We start from the raw sequence: 15,389 nt of genomic DNA, 5'->3' as shown, positions 1-15,389 counted from the left end.
AAGTGAGCCAGATCATTGCCCTGACCAACCAAAAAGGCGGCGTGGGCAAGACCACCTCGGCCGTGAACCTAGCGGCCAGTCTCGCTGCGCTCGACCGTCGCGTACTGCTGGTGGATCTTGACCCTCAAGGCCATGCCAGCATGGGCAGCGGCATCGACAAATACGAGCTCGATAAAAGCGTGCTTGACGTTCTACTGGGCGAAGCAACGGCCGCAGAAACAATTATCAAAAAGCTGGCGGTCAAGTACGACGTACTGCCGGGTAACGGTGATCTCACCGCCGCCGAAGTCGAGCTGCTGGATCGCGATAAAAGCGAGAGCTGCTTAACCACCGCGCTTGCTTCTGTTTCGGATGCGTATGACGTGGTGCTGATTGACTGCCCACCGTCTTTGAATATGCTCACCGTCAACGCGCTAACGGCTTCCGATAGTGTATTGATCCCACTGCAGTGTGAGTTTTACGCGCTTGAGGGGCTATCGGCACTGCTCGATACCGTTGAACAGATTAAGCAAAACGTGAATCCCGACTTAGCAATTGCGGGCATTCTGCGCACTATGTACGACAAGCGCACGAGCTTAACGCGGGAAGTAGACAAGCAGTTGCGCGACTACTTTGGCGATATGCTGTTAAAAACCACCATACCGCGCAACGTTAAAGTTGCCGAAGCACCGAGCCATGGGCTACCCGTGACGCAATATGCCCGGTTCTCCCGGGGCAGTCAGGCCTATCGTGTATTGGCGAAAGAGATCATTCGTCGTCTTGCACTGTAAAAAAGAGGGAAAACGAATGACGCGTAAACCCGCGCTGGGACGTGGCCTGGATGCCCTGATTGGAGCTGGTGCCCGCCGCCGTGACAGCTTAGAACTTGCCGGTAGCCGTAAGCCACAAGCGCTTACCGATCCAGCGCTGGCGACTGCTGATGAGGCCGCCGAGGATCGCCTTGAGCGCCTGCCGTTAGGTCAACTAACCCGCGGTAAATATCAGCCGCGTCGCGATATTCAGCCCGAAGCGTTAGAAGAGCTGGCGGATTCTATTCGCGCCCAGGGCGTAATGCAGCCGATCGTGGTGCGCCCTATTGGCGTGGATCGCTACGAAATTATTGCCGGTGAACGCCGCTGGCGCGCCGCGCAGCTTGCTGAATTAGATGTCATCCCCGCGGTTATTCGTGAAGTCAGCGACGAAGTTGCGCTGGCGCTGGCATTAATTGAGAATATTCAGCGTGAAAACCTTAACGCCATTGAAGAAGCCATGGCGCTTAAGCGACTAGGGGAAGAGTTTGAACTTACCCAGCAGCAAATAGCCGATGCGGTAGGTAAATCACGTACCCAGGTGGCCAACTTGCTGCGCCTGCTAGCGCTAGACCCCGAAGTGCAAACGCTACTCGAACGGGGCGACCTCGATATGGGGCATGCGCGGGCATTGTTAACGCTAAACAGCGCCCAGCAGCGCCAAGTTGCCCATGAAGTGGTTAATAACGATATGACCGTTCGGGCTACCGAAGCGTTGGTCAAAAAAGTCCAAACTAGCCAAGCGGCTGTGCAAGCCCCCCCCCGTCAAAGCAAACAGCCTGATGTAGCAAAGCTTGAAACACACCTGGGTGAGCTTCTGGGTGCCCCGGTTTCGATTGACCATGGCCAAAGGGGCAAAGGAAAATTAACGATACGTTATACAAGCCTTGAAGAACTGGACGGCATTTTAAACCATATTAAATAGCAGGCTATTAAATATCGCGCATAAAGCGGACACGTTTTCCCCCTTTGGTCGCAAATAAGTTCTTAAGCGGGCAAAATCGGTGCGACTTCGGTTGAAGGTGTGATAGCGCTTCCCTATAATCGCGCAAGATTTGTGCAAGATGGCTGTAACTGTCTAGGAATACGCCTGCCGATGTATGGCAATTTTGTTCGGCGAGTTGGGTGTTTATTTAAAGAGCTATTTAGAAAGCTATGCAGCGATACGAAACCCAGCGGCGAAGGGCCTATATAGCCCGACTGATCATTGCACAATTAATCGTTACGCTAGTGGGCATGATCGCGGGTTATTTACTCGCACAAGCGGCAGGGCTGTTATCGGTATTGCTGGGGGCATTAGTCGCATTTTTGCCGCAGGTTTTTTTTATCCAGCGAATGGGCGTCTTGCGCTCGACTAGCCCTTCACAGGCGGCGATGCGCTTGTTTCGCGCTGAAGCAGGCAAGTTTGGTTTGACGGTGGCACTGTTTGTGGCTGTTTTTGTGGTAGTGCCCCCCTCAAACCCCGCTTTATTTTTTTACGCTTACGTCGCGGTTGTTCTAACGCATTGGCTCACGCCCTGGTTAATGCCTAGAGATCGCACAACTGATTGAGGTGACACATCGATGGCCGCAGGAAACGAAGTCTCAACGACTTACTATATCCAGCACCACTTGCAGAATTTGACCTTTGGTAACCATCCCCAAAATGGTTGGTCGTTGGCACACTCAGCAGAAGAAGCAAGTGAAATGGGCTTTTGGGCCATTCATTTAGACACCATGGGCTGGTCAATTGCCATGGGGCTGTTGTTTATCTGGATTTTCCGCAAAGCGGGAAAAATGGCCACTACCGGCGTGCCGTCAGGACTGCAAAATGCGGTTGAAATGGTGTTTGAATTTGTCGAGAACATGATCCAAGGAACATTTAAAGGCCATAACCCGATCATTGCCCCCTTGGCCTTAACGCTGTTTGTGTGGATTCTGTTCATGAACACGCTCAAAATTATTCCGGTCGACTACTTCCCCGTGCTGTTTAGTAAGTTGGGCGTGGACTACATGAAAATTGTCCCCACTACCGATGTAAACGCCACGCTAGGATTGGCGTTAGGGGTATTCGGACTAATTCTCTACTACAGCTTTAAGGTTAAAGGGGCAAGCGGTTTCGCCAAAGAATTGTCGCTGACTCCGTTTAATCACTGGGCATTGATTCCCTTCAACCTTGTGTTGGAAATCGTCGCTTTGCTAGTTAAACCGTTTAGTTTGGCAATGCGACTATTCGGCAATATGTTTGCCGGGGAAGTGATATTTATCTTGATCGCCATGCTGCCATTCTGGGCTATTTGGGTGCTGGATGTGCCGTGGGCCATTTTCCATATTTTGATCGTCGTACTCCAAGCTTTCATCTTTACAGTGCTGTCCGTGGTGTATCTGAGCGCTGCACACGAGCATCACTAACCCGAGCAATGCTTGTAAACATTAACCCTTAACCTCAACCCTCGACCTTTAACTTGAAAAACTAGGAGCAATACCATGGAACTTATCTACATTGCCGCTTCCATCATGATCGGTCTCGGTGCACTAGGTACCGGCATTGGCTTCGCCATTTTAGGTGGCAAGCTGCTGGAATCTACAGCACGTCAGCCTGAGCTGGGTGACCAATTGCAAACCAAAACCTTCCTAATGGCCGGTCTGTTGGATGCCGTTCCGATGATCGGTGTTGGTATTGCGATGTACCTGATCTTCGTTGTTGCCGGTTAATGACAGCTCAGCCGGGTGCTAAGCGCTCGGTTTTGTTTCACTCCGGTCGCCACGAACTTGTCAGAGGTACATTCCTGTGAATATCAACATGACGCTAATCGGTCAAACGATCGCCTTCGCGATCTTTGTCTGGTTTTGCATAAAGTATGTGTGGCCTCCGATCAGCAACGCGCTTCACGAGCGTCAGAAAAAAATTGCTGATGGCTTAGACGCAGCCAGCCGCGCTACCCGTGATCTTGAGCTTGCTCAAGAGCGGGCAGAGCAGACACTGCGTGAAAGCAAGGAGCAAGCTTCGCAAATTCTTGAGCAGGCCAATAAGCGCTCTGCCCAGATAGTTGAAGAAGCCCGCGAACAGGCCCACGCCGAAGGCGAACGCCTAGTAGCCAGCGCACGTTCCGAGATTGAGCAAGAAGTTAATCGTGCAAAAGATGAGCTTCGTGCCCAGGTCTCTTATCTCGCCGTTAAGGGTGCCGAGCGTGTTCTTGAAGCGTCGGTCGACGAACAAGCCCATCGCAAGTTACTTGATGAGCTTGCTGCTGAACTGTAAGGAGGTGAATCATGGCGGAATTACTGACCGTCGCTCGTCCTTACGCTAAGGCAGCGTTTGAATACGCGCGTGATCATGAGGCGCTTGATAGCTGGTCACAAGCGCTGAGTTTTTTAAGTTTTGCGGTAGCAGACGACAACGTTCGCCATCGGTTAAACAGCCCAAAATTAGCCAGCGACCACAAAGTGTCGCTGCTCGTTGAGCTGATTCCAGAGCAACAGGGTGAAGCTTTGCAGCGGTTTTTAACTGTACTGGCTGACCAAGGTCGTTTGATGGCACTGACATCAATCGCTGATCAGTTTGAGCACCTACGTGCCGAACACGAGCAGCGTGTTGAAGTAGCCGTAACGTCGGCTTATAAGCTAACGGCTGCTCAGAAGACCAAACTAGCAAAAGCGCTTAAAAAACGCCTGAATCGCGAAATCTCCATTACTGCTCAGGTGGATAAGTCGCTTATCGGTGGTGTGATCCTACGTGCTGGGGATACCGTTATTGACGGTTCCGTACGTGGTCGATTGAACCGCCTTTCCGAAGCACTAACCGCTTGAGTCTGAGGGACATGGCATGCAGCAACTGAATCCTTCCGAGATCAGCGACATCATCAAGCAGCGAATTGAAAAGCTTGACGTCGCATCCGAAGCCCATAATCAGGGCACCATCGTCACTGTTTCCGACGGTATCGTGAAAATTCACGGCCTCGAAGACGCGATGTTCGGTGAAATGATTGAATTTCCCAACAGCATCTTTGGCATGGTACTTAACCTGGAGCGCGACTCCGTAGGTGCCGTTGTGCTGGGTGACTACCTACAGCTAGAAGAGGGCATGACCGCCAAGTGTACCGGTCGTATTCTCGAGGTGCCGGTAGGCCCTGAGCTGATTGGTCGTGTGGTCGATGCGCTGGGTAACCCCATCGATGGTAAAGGCGATATCAACGCTAAAATGACCGACGCTGTTGAGAAAGTGGCGCCGGGCGTTATTACCCGTCAATCCGTTGATGAGCCGATCCAAACCGGTCTGAAGTCTATCGACTCTATGGTACCGATCGGCCGTGGTCAGCGTGAGCTGATCATCGGTGACCGTCAGATTGGTAAGTCCGCTATTGCCATTGATGCGATCATCAACCAGAAAGGCAAAGGCGTGACCTGTGTCTACGTTGCCATTGGTCAGAAACAGTCGACCATTGCCAACGTGGTGCGCAAGCTCGAAGAGCATGGCGCGATGGAACATACCATCATTGTGGCCGCTGGCGCTGCCGATCCGGCACCCATGCAGTTCCTGGCCGCTTACTCCGGCTGCACCATGGGCGAATACTTCCGCGACCGCGGCGAGAACGCGCTGATTGTGTATGACGATCTTTCCAAGCAGGCCGTGGCGTACCGTCAGGTATCGCTGCTGCTGCGTCGTCCGCCAGGCCGTGAAGCCTACCCCGGTGACGTGTTCTATCTCCACTCGCGTCTACTTGAGCGTGCTGCGCGGGTTAACGTCGACTACGTTGAGAAGTTCACCAACGGCGAAGTGAAAGGTAAAACCGGTTCTTTGACCGCGCTGCCGATCATCGAAACCCAGGGTGGTGACGTTTCTGCGTTCGTACCGACCAACGTGATTTCGATCACCGACGGTCAGATCTTCCTGGAAACCAACCTGTTTAACTCCGGTATTCGTCCGGCGATTAACGCAGGCCTGTCGGTTTCTCGTGTGGGTGGCTCGGCGCAGACCAAAATCATCAAGAAGCTGGGCGGTAGTGTACGTTTAGCATTGGCTCAGTACCGTGAACTGGCGGCGTTCTCGCAGTTTGCCTCTGATCTTGATGAAGCCACGCGTAAGCAGCTTGAGCACGGTCAGCGTGTCACCGAGCTGATGAAGCAGAACCAGTACTCGCCAATGTCTATTGCTGAAATGGCGCTGTCGCTGTATGCCGCCAACGAAGGCTTCCTGGATGACGTCGAAGTGAACAAAGTGTTGGACTTTGAGAGTGCCTTGCACAACTACATGAAGTCTGAACACGGTGATTTGCTCGACAAAATCAACCAGTCTGGCGACTACAATGGTGAGATTCAAGACAGCTTGAAGTCGGGTCTCGAGAAGTTCAAGGCGACTCAGAGCTGGTAATGTCTGGCCCGCCTGCGGGCGGGTTTGCATGCTTTCTGAGAGCCACGAACGAAAGGTAGATCGCTATGGCAGCTGCAAAAGAGATACGCACCCAGATCGGGAGCATTAAAAATACGCAGAAGATTACCAGCGCCATGGAAATGGTGGCTGCATCGAAAATGCGTAAAGCGCAAGACCTGATGAGAGCCAGTCAGCCTTACGCTAAGCAGATCCGTAATGTGGTCGGCCACATTGCCAACGCCAATCCCGAATACAGGCACGACTATATGGTCGAGCGTAGCGAGGTTAAGCGCGTTGGTTATATTGTGGTGTCCACAGACCGTGGTCTGTGCGGTGGCTTGAACCACAACCTCTTCAAAGCCTTACTCAAACAGGCCAGCGAGTGGAAAAAGCAGGGCGCAGAGCAGGATTTTTGTGCCCTGGGCGCCAAGGCCAGCACTTTTTTCCGCAATTACGGCGGCAATTTGGTAGCGGCGAAAAGTGGTTTGGGCGAAGCCCCCACCGTTGAAGGTTTGATCGGTAGTATCAAGGTCATGCTCGAAGCGTACGATGAAGGACGTCTCGACCGGCTTTACGTGGTGCACAACGAGTTTGTCAACACCATGACGCAACAGCCCGTCGTTCGTCAGCTTCTTCCGCTGTCGCCTGATATGGGCGAAGACGCTGAGCAAGACAACGAAAACGCCCGTCCCGGAAGCTGGGACTACCTGTATGAACCGGATGCCAAGGCGTTGCTCGATAGCCTGTTGGTTCGTTTCATCGAATCGCAGGTGTATCAGGCGGTAGTGGAAAACGGCGCTTGTGAACAAGCCGCCCGAATGATCGCTATGAAAAGTGCCACTGACAACGCGGGCGGCCTGATCGACGATCTGGAGATGGTTTACAACAAGGCCCGTCAGGCCGCCATCACCCAGGAAATTTCTGAGATCGTCGGCGGCGCTGCTGCCGTATAACGCCTAGGGAGCCTATCTATTTTAGGGGCTCCCGGCAGACAGGTTTCATTTGCAGGTTTTAGAGAGGAACCAAGATGAGCGGACGTATCGTACAAATCATCGGCGCGGTGATTGACGTAGAGTTTCCGCGGGACTCTGTGCCCAAGGTCTACGACGCGCTAAAGGTCTCTGATGTAGAGACGATCCTCGAAGTCCAGCAGCAGCTGGGCGACGGCGTGGTGCGCACCATTGCCATGGGCTCCACTGAGGGCTTGAAGCGTGGCATGGACACGACCAGCACAGGTGCCGCGATTTCCGTACCGGTAGGTAAGGAAACGCTAGGCCGTATTATGAACGTACTCGGTGAGCCGATTGACGAAGCGGGACCAATCGGTGAGCAAGAGCGTATGCCGATCCACCGTAAAGCGCCTGGCTATGCTGACCAAGCGGCGTCTAACGAGCTGCTGGAAACTGGTATCAAAGTTATCGACCTGGTTTGCCCGTTTGCCAAGGGTGGTAAGGTGGGTCTGTTTGGCGGTGCCGGTGTTGGTAAAACCGTTAACATGATGGAGCTTATCCGCAACATCGCCACCGAACACAGCGGCTACTCAGTATTCGCCGGTGTGGGTGAGCGTACGCGTGAGGGTAACGACTTCTATCACGAAATGACCGAATCTAACGTTATCGATAAGGTATCGCTGGTATATGGTCAGATGAACGAGCCTCCGGGTAACCGTTTGCGCGTTGCGTTGACTGGCTTGACCATCGCTGAGAAATTCCGTGATGAAGGCCGCGACGTTCTGCTGTTCGTCGATAACATCTACCGTTATACCCTGGCGGGTACCGAAGTATCGGCCCTACTGGGTCGTATGCCATCAGCGGTAGGTTATCAGCCGACACTGGCTGAAGAGATGGGCGTTCTGCAGGAGCGTATTACCTCGACGAAAACCGGCTCAATCACTTCCGTACAGGCCGTTTACGTGCCTGCGGATGACTTGACCGACCCCTCGCCGGCGACCACCTTCTCGCACCTGGACGCCACCGTGGTATTGGCGCGTTCTATCGCCGAACTGGGTATCTACCCGGCGATTGACCCGCTTGACTCCACATCGCGCCAGTTGGATCCGCTAGTGGTGGGTGAAGAACACTACGCCACCGCCCGCGGTGTGCAGAACGTTCTTCAGCGCTATAAAGAGCTAAAGGATATTATCGCCATTCTGGGTATGGATGAGCTGTCTGATGAAGATAAGCTGGCCGTTTCCCGGGCGCGTAAAATCCAGCGCTTCTTGTCGCAGCCGTTCTTCGTGGCCGAAGTATTTACCGGTTCACCCGGTAAGTATGTCTCACTGAAAGACACGATCAGTGGCTTCCAGGGCATTCTCGCTGGCGAATACGACGAAATGCCGGAACAGGCCTTCTACATGGTCGGTTCAATCGACGAAGCCGTCGAGAAAGCCAACCAGATGAAGAAGTAATCCCGTCCATTAGGGGGATTCGCTATGGCGAATAGCTTTACTTGCAATATCGTCAGCGCTGAAGCATCGATCTTCTCAGGTACCATTGAGCAGGTGATTGCTTCCGGGATGATGGGTGACCTGGGCATTTTGCCGGGTCACGCTCCGCTGCTCACCGAGCTTCAGCCGGGGCCTATCCGTGTAATCCACGATGGCGGCAAGGAAGAGAACTTCTTTGTCTCGGGTGGCTTCATGGAAGTCCAGCCGGATGTGGTGACGATCCTGGCCGACGCTGCAACGCGTGCCAGCGACCTCAATGAGGCTGCTGCCGAAGAAGCACGTCAGCAGGCGCTGAAAGCCTTTAATGACAAATCATCGGAGCTCGATTATACCCGGGCGGCCGCTGAACTTGCCGAAGCCGTTGCACAGCTGCGAACGATTCAGCAGCTGCGTAAAAAGGCGGGTAAAGGCTAACACCCACGCACTTAGCGTGTGTCCAACGCCCCTTAAACCCGTTTTCAGGGTTTAAGGGGCGTTTTTTTGTTTGGCAGTATGATCAGTCAGTATATGGAATTAAGCCGAATGTGAAATAAAGTGCAGCAGCACGACGTTGTTTCGTGAAGGGGAGCGCCATGGCACTAAATGATGAAAGTCTGCAGCAATTAAAAGCCGAACTGCTCAACGAGTTGGCCAAGGAAGTGCCGAGTCAGTCTGTGCTCGCTTTACGCCTAGCCGAAACTCGCTCAGCGGATATCGGTGAAGTGCTCGAAGAGATGATTGAAGACGACGAAGCGCTGCCTGCTGCGCTCTCCCTGTTGGATATCCTACCTGCTGAGCGTGCCGCCAATGTGCTGGGCTATTTACCCGGTGAAAGCCAGCTTGAAGTAGTCGGGCAACTGGATGACAGCCAGGTTCTCAAATTGCTGGAAGAGATGGGCTCGGATGAGCGCGCGGACTTATTTAATCTACTCAGTGAAGACCGTCGTGAAGCGCTGCTGCGGCGTATGGCCCACCGCGAGCGGGAAGATCTAAAGCGGCTTGCCAGCTACGAAGAGGGTACCGCTGGCGCCATTATGACCTCTGACTATGTATCCATAGCCAGTGGCATGACGGTGTCGCAAGCGATGATGCGGGTTCGCCAAACCGCCCCGGATGCGGAAACGGTCTACCAGCTGTATATCCTCGATAGCGATGGGCAACTGATCGGTACCATGTCACTGCGCCAACTGATGGTGGCGCGCCCCGGCGCCATTGTCGATGACATTATGATCAAAGATGTTATCAGTGCTCGCGTCGATAAAGCTCAGGAAGAGGTCGCGCGGATTGTCGCCAAGTACGACCTGTTAGCCCTGCCGGTGATCGATACCGATGACCGTATGGTGGGTATTGTGACCCACGATGACGCCATGGACGTAGCCGAATCCGAGGCCACCGAGGATTTCCACAAAGGGATGTCGATCGGTCAGCTGGAAGATGGCGTTAGCCGTGTGAAGCTTTGGAGTCTTTACCGTAAGCGGGTGTTTTGGCTGGTACTGCTGGTGTTTGCTAACCTGTTTTCGGGTGCCGGGATTGCCTATTTTGAAGAGACTATTGCGGCTCAAGTTGCCCTGGTGTTCTTTTTGCCGTTATTGATCGGTAGTGGTGGTAACGCCGGTGCCCAGGCCGCTACGTTGATGGTGCGTGGTATGGCAACGGGCGATGTAGGCGTCAAAGATTGGGGCAAGCTACTGGGCCGCGAGCTGCTTGTGGCGGGGGCGTTGGGTATTACGATGGCCATTGCGGTAACGCCGATTGGCATCATGCGCGGCGGTGAGGCGCTAGCGATGGTGGTTGCCTTGAGTATGGTCACTATTGTGCTGTTTGGTAGCCTGCTGGGGATGTGCCTGCCGTTTGTACTCGAGCGTTTCAAAGTCGACCCTGCCACGGCGTCAGCACCGCTGGTGACAACGCTGATTGATGCGTCTGGGGTAGTGATCTACTTCAGTATCGCCACAGCATTTTTAACGGGAATGTAAGGCAGCTGTTTTGTATAAAGCCTAGCGCATCGAACTGCTGGCGGCGCGGGTGATAAACAGCACCTCTACATGGCCAAGCCACTCGATATCGCTCGCTAGCGCTTTTAGCTGGCTAGCGAGGCACTGGGGCGGCTGGCTAACCGCGTCATCAATGATCAGCGAAACGGATACTTTGTCATCTAAATAGTGCAGCTGAAGCTCGTTCAGCGTGCGCCACACCGGGTGCTTATACCAGCGCGCATCAAGCGCGGCTTCCACTTCCGGGCGCAGCGGTAGCCCAGGTAGGCGGCTTGGATCGCCCGCGCCGGCGTCGTCTTCCGGGTCAACGTGAAAGATCACGTCGGTCAGCGCAGGGAATCCATGGCGTAGGCGGCGGCTAACTTCGTTACCAATTTCGTGGGCTTCCGAGACGGTAATTTTAGGCCCTACCACTACGTGCAGGTCGACCATTACCCAGCCCGCCGATTGGCGCGTGCGCAGGTCGTGGACGCTGTCCACGCCGGGCACGCTGCAGGCCACGTCGTGCATCTGGCTCTGCACATCCACTGGAAGTGCGGTATCGACCAATTCGCGGGCTGATTCCCACAGCAGATCCAAGCCAACTTTACCGACTAATAACCCTACAATGATGGCCGCTACGGCGTCCAGCCAGCCTAACCCGAATTGCGCGCCCACCAATGCTACCAGCACCACAGCGGTAGATAACGCATCGCTACGCGAATGCCAGGCGTTGGCTTCGAGTAATTTTGATTTTACCCGCTTGGCAACCCGCATGGTGTAGCGAAAAATCCACTCTTTACTCAACAGTGCGATAATGGTGATTACAATTGCCAGCAAGCCAGGGGCGTTGACGTCGGTGCCGCTAAACAGGCGATCCAGGCTTGACCAAGCAATACCGCCTGCCACAAAGATCAGTACACTGCCCAGCATCAGTGTGGTGAGGGTTTCAATTCGGCCATGCCCGTAATGGTGGTCTTTGTCGGGCTCCTGACGACCGTAGTGAATCGCTGCCAGGACAAAACCGTCGGTAACCAAATCAGATAAAGAGTGAATGCCGTCGGCGATCAGTGCGGCGGAGCCGACCATAAAACCAATAGTGACTTTGACGATGCTGAGCAAAGCATCCAACCACGCACCAATGTAGGTGACACGCTTGGCTTCTTGGCTAAGTCGCGCTTGGTCTTGAACCACTGGCGTTTCGATGGTCTGAGTCATGGGAACCTTGCAAGGACGCACGCTTTTAATAGGCAGCTATTGTAGCGCACTCCTTATGCTCCCCTATAGCCTTGACTGCTCTCAGTAAAAGCAATAGCGGACAATGAATTAGCGGATGTGTATCCTTAAGCGCCATTGCAAACTATCCAATTGTTTCTATGTACAGGGTTTTTTTATGGATTGGCTCCAGGTGGTGGTGTTAGCGGTTGTTCAGGGAATTTCAGAATTTTTACCCGTTTCAAGCTCTGCTCACCTGATTTTGGTGCCTGTGCTGACAGACTGGCAAGACCAAGGCTTGGCGTTTGATGTTGCCCTGCATCTGGGCAGCCTATCCGCCGTCATTATCTATTTCCGCCAGGAAATTTGGCAGATGGTGATCAGCAGCTTAGCCGCTGTCAGTGGCAAAGGGGTGAATGAAGACGCTCGGTTGGCTTTTTGGGTAACGCTGGCGACCGTTCCCGTGGGTATTATTGGTTTACTGCTGCACGATGTTATTTCTCACTATATGCGCTCTACGCTGATCATTGGCTTCAGTTTAATGAGTTTCGGTCTATTGTTGGGGTATGCCGATTGGTGTAAGCGGGGTACGCGTAGCGAATATCAACTGTGCTTAAAGGATGTGCTGATTATTGGTGGTGCCCAGGTGCTGGCGCTAATTCCGGGCACTTCTCGGTCGGGGATCACTATTACAGCCGCTTTAATGGTGGGAATGAGCCGGGAAGGTGCCTCCCGATTCTCATTTTTACTGTCGATTCCGGTGATTGTTTTAGCGGGTGGTTTAGAAGCCATCGGGCTACTGCGTGAACCGCATTCGATTGACTGGGTAGCCATGATGGTGGGAACCCTGCTGTCGGGAGTAAGTGCGTATTTATGCATCCACTACTTCCTGGTTATTATCAAAAAAATAGGCATGCAGCCCTTTGTTATTTATCGCGTGCTGTTCGGCGCTTGGCTGCTATGGTTCTTTCATTTTTAAGAGCTTAATTTTTAAGGCTTTATTTTTTTAAGGCAAGCAACGATGCAAACATCTGTCGGGAATAGGGTTGATGAGAACAGAGTCAATGAGAACAAGCTTGATCGTAAAAAGTGCCCAGAGCATACGGTCAGGTGGGGAAGTACGCTGTTAAGGGTAGGCGCACTGCTGGGCTTAGTGATGGGCGTGGCAGGCTGTTCAGAAAATGATCGCCCGCTGGAGCCGCCGGTACGCTTTGAGGGAGATATTTTTGGCACCTTTTACCAGGTGACCATTATGGATCCGCTGACTCTGGGTGAGTCGCGCGAGCTGGAAGAGGGATTTTTGGCAGAGCTGGAAGATGTTGATCAAGCGATGTCTACCTACCGCGATGATGCCGAACTGATCGCTTTCAACGAGGCCCCGTTAGAAGAGTGGCAGCCGCTCTCAAACGAACTTATTGAGGTGTTGGCGATTAGCCAGTCGGTGGCTGAAGCCAGCCACGGTGCCTTTGATATTACCGTCGGTGATCTGGTCAATTTGTGGAGCTTTGGACCAGGGGCGCGGCCAGAAGAAGTGCCTTCTGATGATGCTTTGGCCGAGCAACTTGCCCAGGTTGGCTTTGATGCGGTCGAGGTCGATACGCAAAACATGCAGGCACGGCGCACCCGTGATGTGTTTGTTGATCTATCTGCCGTCGCTAAAGGCCATGCCACCGACCAGGTGGCGGCTTATTTAGACCAGCAAGGCCTGGAGCATTACTTGGTCAATTTGGGTGGCGACCTGATCGCCCGCGGCTTGCGTGATGAAGATGCGCAAACGCCCTGGCGGATTGGTATTGAGGTACCCGAGGATGGCCAACAGCGTGCTCAACATGTTATTCCGCTGGCGGGCACGGCACTGGAAAGTATCTCGGTGGCCACTTCGGGTGATTACCGTAACTATTTTGAAGTCGACGGTGAGCGTTTCTCCCATACCATTGACCCGCGTACGGGGCGTCCCGTAACCCATCAAGTAGCGTCGACGTCTGTTTTCCACCCCTCCAACGCTTGGGCGGATGCCTGGGCGACGGCGTTGCTGGTCGTCGGTGAGCAAGAGGCTATGCAAATGGCCATTGAGAATAATCTCAAGGCGCTCCTGCTTGTACGCGAAGGCGAGCAGTGGCGCAGTATTGCGAGCCCTGAATTTGTTAATTATTTTGGTGAAACGCTGGTTGATGAGTTAGGCATTGAACAACTGTCAGCCCCGACGCCCACCAACCAGCCCGTAACAGGTGAATAACATGCAAGAACTGGATATTGTCATTCTCGCCGCGGGTAAAGGGACGCGCATGCGTTCGCAAACGCCCAAAGTACTGCACACCTTGGCGGGCAAGCCGATGGTACAGCATGTACTGGAGACAGCCTCAGGATTACGCCCAGACCGCACCCATGTGGTGATTGGCCATGGCGCAGAACAGCTGCGAGAAGCGCTGGCTGACAGTGGCGTAAACTTTGCCGTACAGGCCGAGCAGAAAGGTACCGGGCACGCGGTGGCTCAAGCGCTTGAGCACTTGGGAAGCGGTAAGGTCGCAATCCTTTACGGCGATGTACCGCTGTTACAGCGCGAATCGTTGCGCGAGCTGTTATCCCATGTGGATGAGCAGCATATGGGGCTGCTGACGGTATCCCTTGATAACCCCTCGGGCTATGGCCGAATTGTGCGCAACGACGCTGGTGATGCGGTAGCGATTGTTGAGCAAAAAGATGCCAACAGCGCGCAGCTTGCCATTACCGAGTGCAATACCGGCATTATGGCCATGACCAGCGGCCAGCTTAAGCGCTGGCTACCACAGCTTTCTGCTGAGAACGCCCAGGGCGAGTACTACCTGACCGACGTCATTGCCATGGCGGCGGATGAGGGCGTTAAGGTATGCACCGCCCAGCCAGCCACTGCCGTTGAGGTTGAAGGCGTGAACAATCGAGCGCAAATGGCTCGCCTGGAGCGCGCTTATCAACAGCAGCTAGCCGATAAACTGATGGAGCAGGGCGTCGCGCTTGCCGACCCCGCACGGCTAGATGTGCGCGGGCGCTTAAGCTGTGGTCACGATGTATTTATCGATGTGGGTTGTGTGTTTGAAGGTGACGTTGAGCTAGGCGAAGGCGTACGTATAGGCCCTTACTGCGTGATTAAAAATAGCACCATTGGGGCAGAAAGCGTGGTAGATACCCATAGCGTGATAGACAGCACTGTGGCAGCCGGTCTTAACCAGATTGGCCCGTTTGCGCGACTACGTCCTGGTACGCGGCTGGCGGTAAAAGCCAAGGTGGGTAATTTTGTCGAAACCAAAAATGCCGATGTGGGCGAAGGTAGCAAGATTAATCACCTAAGCTACGTTGGTGACGCACGCTTAGGACGTGACGTGAACGTGGGGGCAGGCACCATAACCTGCAACTACGACGGGGCTAATAAACACGTGACCGAGATTGGTGATAACGCCTTCATCGGTTCGAACACCTCCTTGGTAGCGCCGGTAACGGTAGGCAAAGGTGCCACTGTCGGGGCAGGCTCCACGATTGCCAAAGATGTCACCGACTACACCCTGGCGGTAACACGTGGTCGCCAGCTAGAAAAAATTGATTGGTTGCGGCCCAGCAAACGCTCAGAGCCATAGCCCTTAAACATAGCCATTAAAATAGTGCTA

General features: G+C 53.7%; 16 protein-coding genes. 15 read left to right on the top strand and 1 reads right to left on the bottom strand.

Translation table 11 applies throughout. From position 1 onward, the window contains the following. Window positions 1-2: 2 nt before the first annotated feature. From ACQE2I_RS18305 to mgtE, 12 genes are all read left to right on the top strand, one after another. On the top strand, window positions 3-770 hold the full coding sequence (locus ACQE2I_RS18305; RefSeq protein WP_427029441.1) for a ParA family protein: 768 nt from the start codon (window positions 3-5) through the stop codon (window positions 768-770). A gap of 16 nt (window positions 771-786) precedes the next feature. Then, window positions 787-1,713 (top strand): ParB/RepB/Spo0J family partition protein, encoded by a 927-nt coding sequence (locus ACQE2I_RS18300; RefSeq protein ID WP_427029440.1) that lies wholly within the window; start codon window positions 787-789, stop codon window positions 1,711-1,713. Between the two features lie 230 nt (window positions 1,714-1,943). After that, entirely contained in the window at window positions 1,944-2,339 is a 396-nt protein-coding gene (locus tag ACQE2I_RS18295; protein ID WP_427029439.1) for an ATP synthase subunit I, read from the top strand. 12 nt (window positions 2,340-2,351) lie between these two features. After that, the gene (gene atpB / locus ACQE2I_RS18290; RefSeq protein ID WP_427029437.1) at window positions 2,352-3,179 is read left to right on the top strand and encodes a F0F1 ATP synthase subunit A; all 828 of its coding nucleotides are present in this window, start codon (window positions 2,352-2,354) and stop codon (window positions 3,177-3,179) included. 75 nt (window positions 3,180-3,254) lie between these two features. Further along, the gene (atpE, locus tag ACQE2I_RS18285) at window positions 3,255-3,482 is read left to right on the top strand and encodes a F0F1 ATP synthase subunit C (RefSeq protein WP_022521051.1); all 228 of its coding nucleotides are present in this window, start codon (window positions 3,255-3,257) and stop codon (window positions 3,480-3,482) included. A gap of 76 nt (window positions 3,483-3,558) precedes the next feature. Further along, window positions 3,559-4,029: a F0F1 ATP synthase subunit B gene (locus ACQE2I_RS18280; protein WP_427029435.1), complete on the top strand. Its 471-nt coding sequence runs from the start codon at window positions 3,559-3,561 to the stop codon at window positions 4,027-4,029. Between the two features lie 11 nt (window positions 4,030-4,040). Next, entirely contained in the window at window positions 4,041-4,577 is a 537-nt protein-coding gene (locus ACQE2I_RS18275; protein ID WP_427029434.1) for a F0F1 ATP synthase subunit delta, read from the top strand. 16 nt (window positions 4,578-4,593) lie between these two features. Then, entirely contained in the window at window positions 4,594-6,138 is a 1,545-nt protein-coding gene (gene atpA, locus ACQE2I_RS18270; RefSeq protein ID WP_427029433.1) for a F0F1 ATP synthase subunit alpha, read from the top strand. Between the two features lie 65 nt (window positions 6,139-6,203). Then, on the top strand, window positions 6,204-7,091 hold the full coding sequence (gene atpG / locus ACQE2I_RS18265; RefSeq protein WP_427029432.1) for a F0F1 ATP synthase subunit gamma: 888 nt from the start codon (window positions 6,204-6,206) through the stop codon (window positions 7,089-7,091). A gap of 74 nt (window positions 7,092-7,165) precedes the next feature. Then, window positions 7,166-8,545, top strand: coding sequence for a F0F1 ATP synthase subunit beta (atpD, locus tag ACQE2I_RS18260; protein WP_427029431.1), 1,380 nt, complete (start codon window positions 7,166-7,168; stop codon window positions 8,543-8,545). 24 nt (window positions 8,546-8,569) lie between these two features. Continuing rightward, entirely contained in the window at window positions 8,570-8,998 is a 429-nt protein-coding gene (locus ACQE2I_RS18255) for a F0F1 ATP synthase subunit epsilon (protein WP_427029430.1), read from the top strand. Between the two features lie 158 nt (window positions 8,999-9,156). After that, window positions 9,157-10,539 (top strand): magnesium transporter, encoded by a 1,383-nt coding sequence (mgtE, locus tag ACQE2I_RS18250; protein WP_427029429.1) that lies wholly within the window; start codon window positions 9,157-9,159, stop codon window positions 10,537-10,539. Window positions 10,540-10,560: 21 nt separating this feature from the next. Here the strand turns inward: mgtE and ACQE2I_RS18245 are convergent, their stop codons facing one another. Next, the gene (locus ACQE2I_RS18245; protein WP_427029428.1) at window positions 10,561-11,754 is read right to left on the bottom strand and encodes a cation diffusion facilitator family transporter; all 1,194 of its coding nucleotides are present in this window, start codon (window positions 11,752-11,754) and stop codon (window positions 10,561-10,563) included. A 175-nt stretch (window positions 11,755-11,929) separates the two neighbouring features. Here ACQE2I_RS18245 and ACQE2I_RS18240 point away from each other — a divergent pair, with 175 nt between their 5' ends. From ACQE2I_RS18240 to glmU, 3 genes are all read left to right on the top strand, one after another. After that, a complete protein-coding gene (locus ACQE2I_RS18240) occupies window positions 11,930-12,730 on the top strand; it encodes an undecaprenyl-diphosphate phosphatase (protein WP_427029427.1) in 801 nt (266 codons plus the stop codon). Window positions 12,731-12,907: 177 nt separating this feature from the next. Further along, window positions 12,908-13,987 carry an FAD:protein FMN transferase gene (locus ACQE2I_RS18235; RefSeq protein WP_427031503.1) on the top strand — a complete coding sequence of 360 codons (1,080 nt, stop codon included), beginning with the start codon at window positions 12,908-12,910 and terminating at the stop codon, window positions 13,985-13,987. A gap of 1 nt (window position 13,988) precedes the next feature. After that, on the top strand, window positions 13,989-15,359 hold the full coding sequence (gene glmU / locus ACQE2I_RS18230; RefSeq protein WP_427029426.1) for a bifunctional UDP-N-acetylglucosamine diphosphorylase/glucosamine-1-phosphate N-acetyltransferase GlmU: 1,371 nt from the start codon (window positions 13,989-13,991) through the stop codon (window positions 15,357-15,359). Window positions 15,360-15,389: the final 30 nt, after the last annotated feature.

The organism is Halomonas sp. H2 (assembly GCF_050215315.1).
GTDB lineage: Bacteria > Pseudomonadota > Gammaproteobacteria > Pseudomonadales > Halomonadaceae > Vreelandella.
Note: the sequence above shows the minus strand (reverse complement) of the source record. Positions and strands in the feature narration are given on the sequence as shown.

Excerpts from the sequence above, each read along its gene's own strand:
- ACQE2I_RS18300 (WP_427029440.1), top strand. The coding sequence starts at position 787 with ATGACGCGTAAACCCGCGCTGGGACGTGGCCTGGATGCCCTGATTGGA.
- ACQE2I_RS18295 (WP_427029439.1), top strand. The coding sequence starts at position 1,944 with ATGCAGCGATACGAAACCCAGCGGCGAAGGGCCTATATAGCCCGACTG.
- atpB (WP_427029437.1), top strand. The coding sequence starts at position 2,352 with ATGGCCGCAGGAAACGAAGTCTCAACGACTTACTATATCCAGCACCAC.
- atpE (WP_022521051.1), top strand. The coding sequence starts at position 3,255 with ATGGAACTTATCTACATTGCCGCTTCCATCATGATCGGTCTCGGTGCA.
- ACQE2I_RS18275 (WP_427029434.1), top strand. The coding sequence starts at position 4,041 with ATGGCGGAATTACTGACCGTCGCTCGTCCTTACGCTAAGGCAGCGTTT.
- atpA (WP_427029433.1), top strand. The coding sequence starts at position 4,594 with ATGCAGCAACTGAATCCTTCCGAGATCAGCGACATCATCAAGCAGCGA.
- atpG (WP_427029432.1), top strand. The coding sequence starts at position 6,204 with ATGGCAGCTGCAAAAGAGATACGCACCCAGATCGGGAGCATTAAAAAT.
- atpD (WP_427029431.1), top strand. The coding sequence starts at position 7,166 with ATGAGCGGACGTATCGTACAAATCATCGGCGCGGTGATTGACGTAGAG.
- ACQE2I_RS18255 (WP_427029430.1), top strand. The coding sequence starts at position 8,570 with ATGGCGAATAGCTTTACTTGCAATATCGTCAGCGCTGAAGCATCGATC.
- mgtE (WP_427029429.1), top strand. The coding sequence starts at position 9,157 with ATGGCACTAAATGATGAAAGTCTGCAGCAATTAAAAGCCGAACTGCTC.
- ACQE2I_RS18245 (WP_427029428.1), bottom strand. The coding sequence starts at position 11,754 with ATGACTCAGACCATCGAAACGCCAGTGGTTCAAGACCAAGCGCGACTT.
- ACQE2I_RS18240 (WP_427029427.1), top strand. The coding sequence starts at position 11,930 with ATGGATTGGCTCCAGGTGGTGGTGTTAGCGGTTGTTCAGGGAATTTCA.
- ACQE2I_RS18235 (WP_427031503.1), top strand. The coding sequence starts at position 12,908 with ATGGGCGTGGCAGGCTGTTCAGAAAATGATCGCCCGCTGGAGCCGCCG.
- glmU (WP_427029426.1), top strand. The coding sequence starts at position 13,989 with ATGCAAGAACTGGATATTGTCATTCTCGCCGCGGGTAAAGGGACGCGC.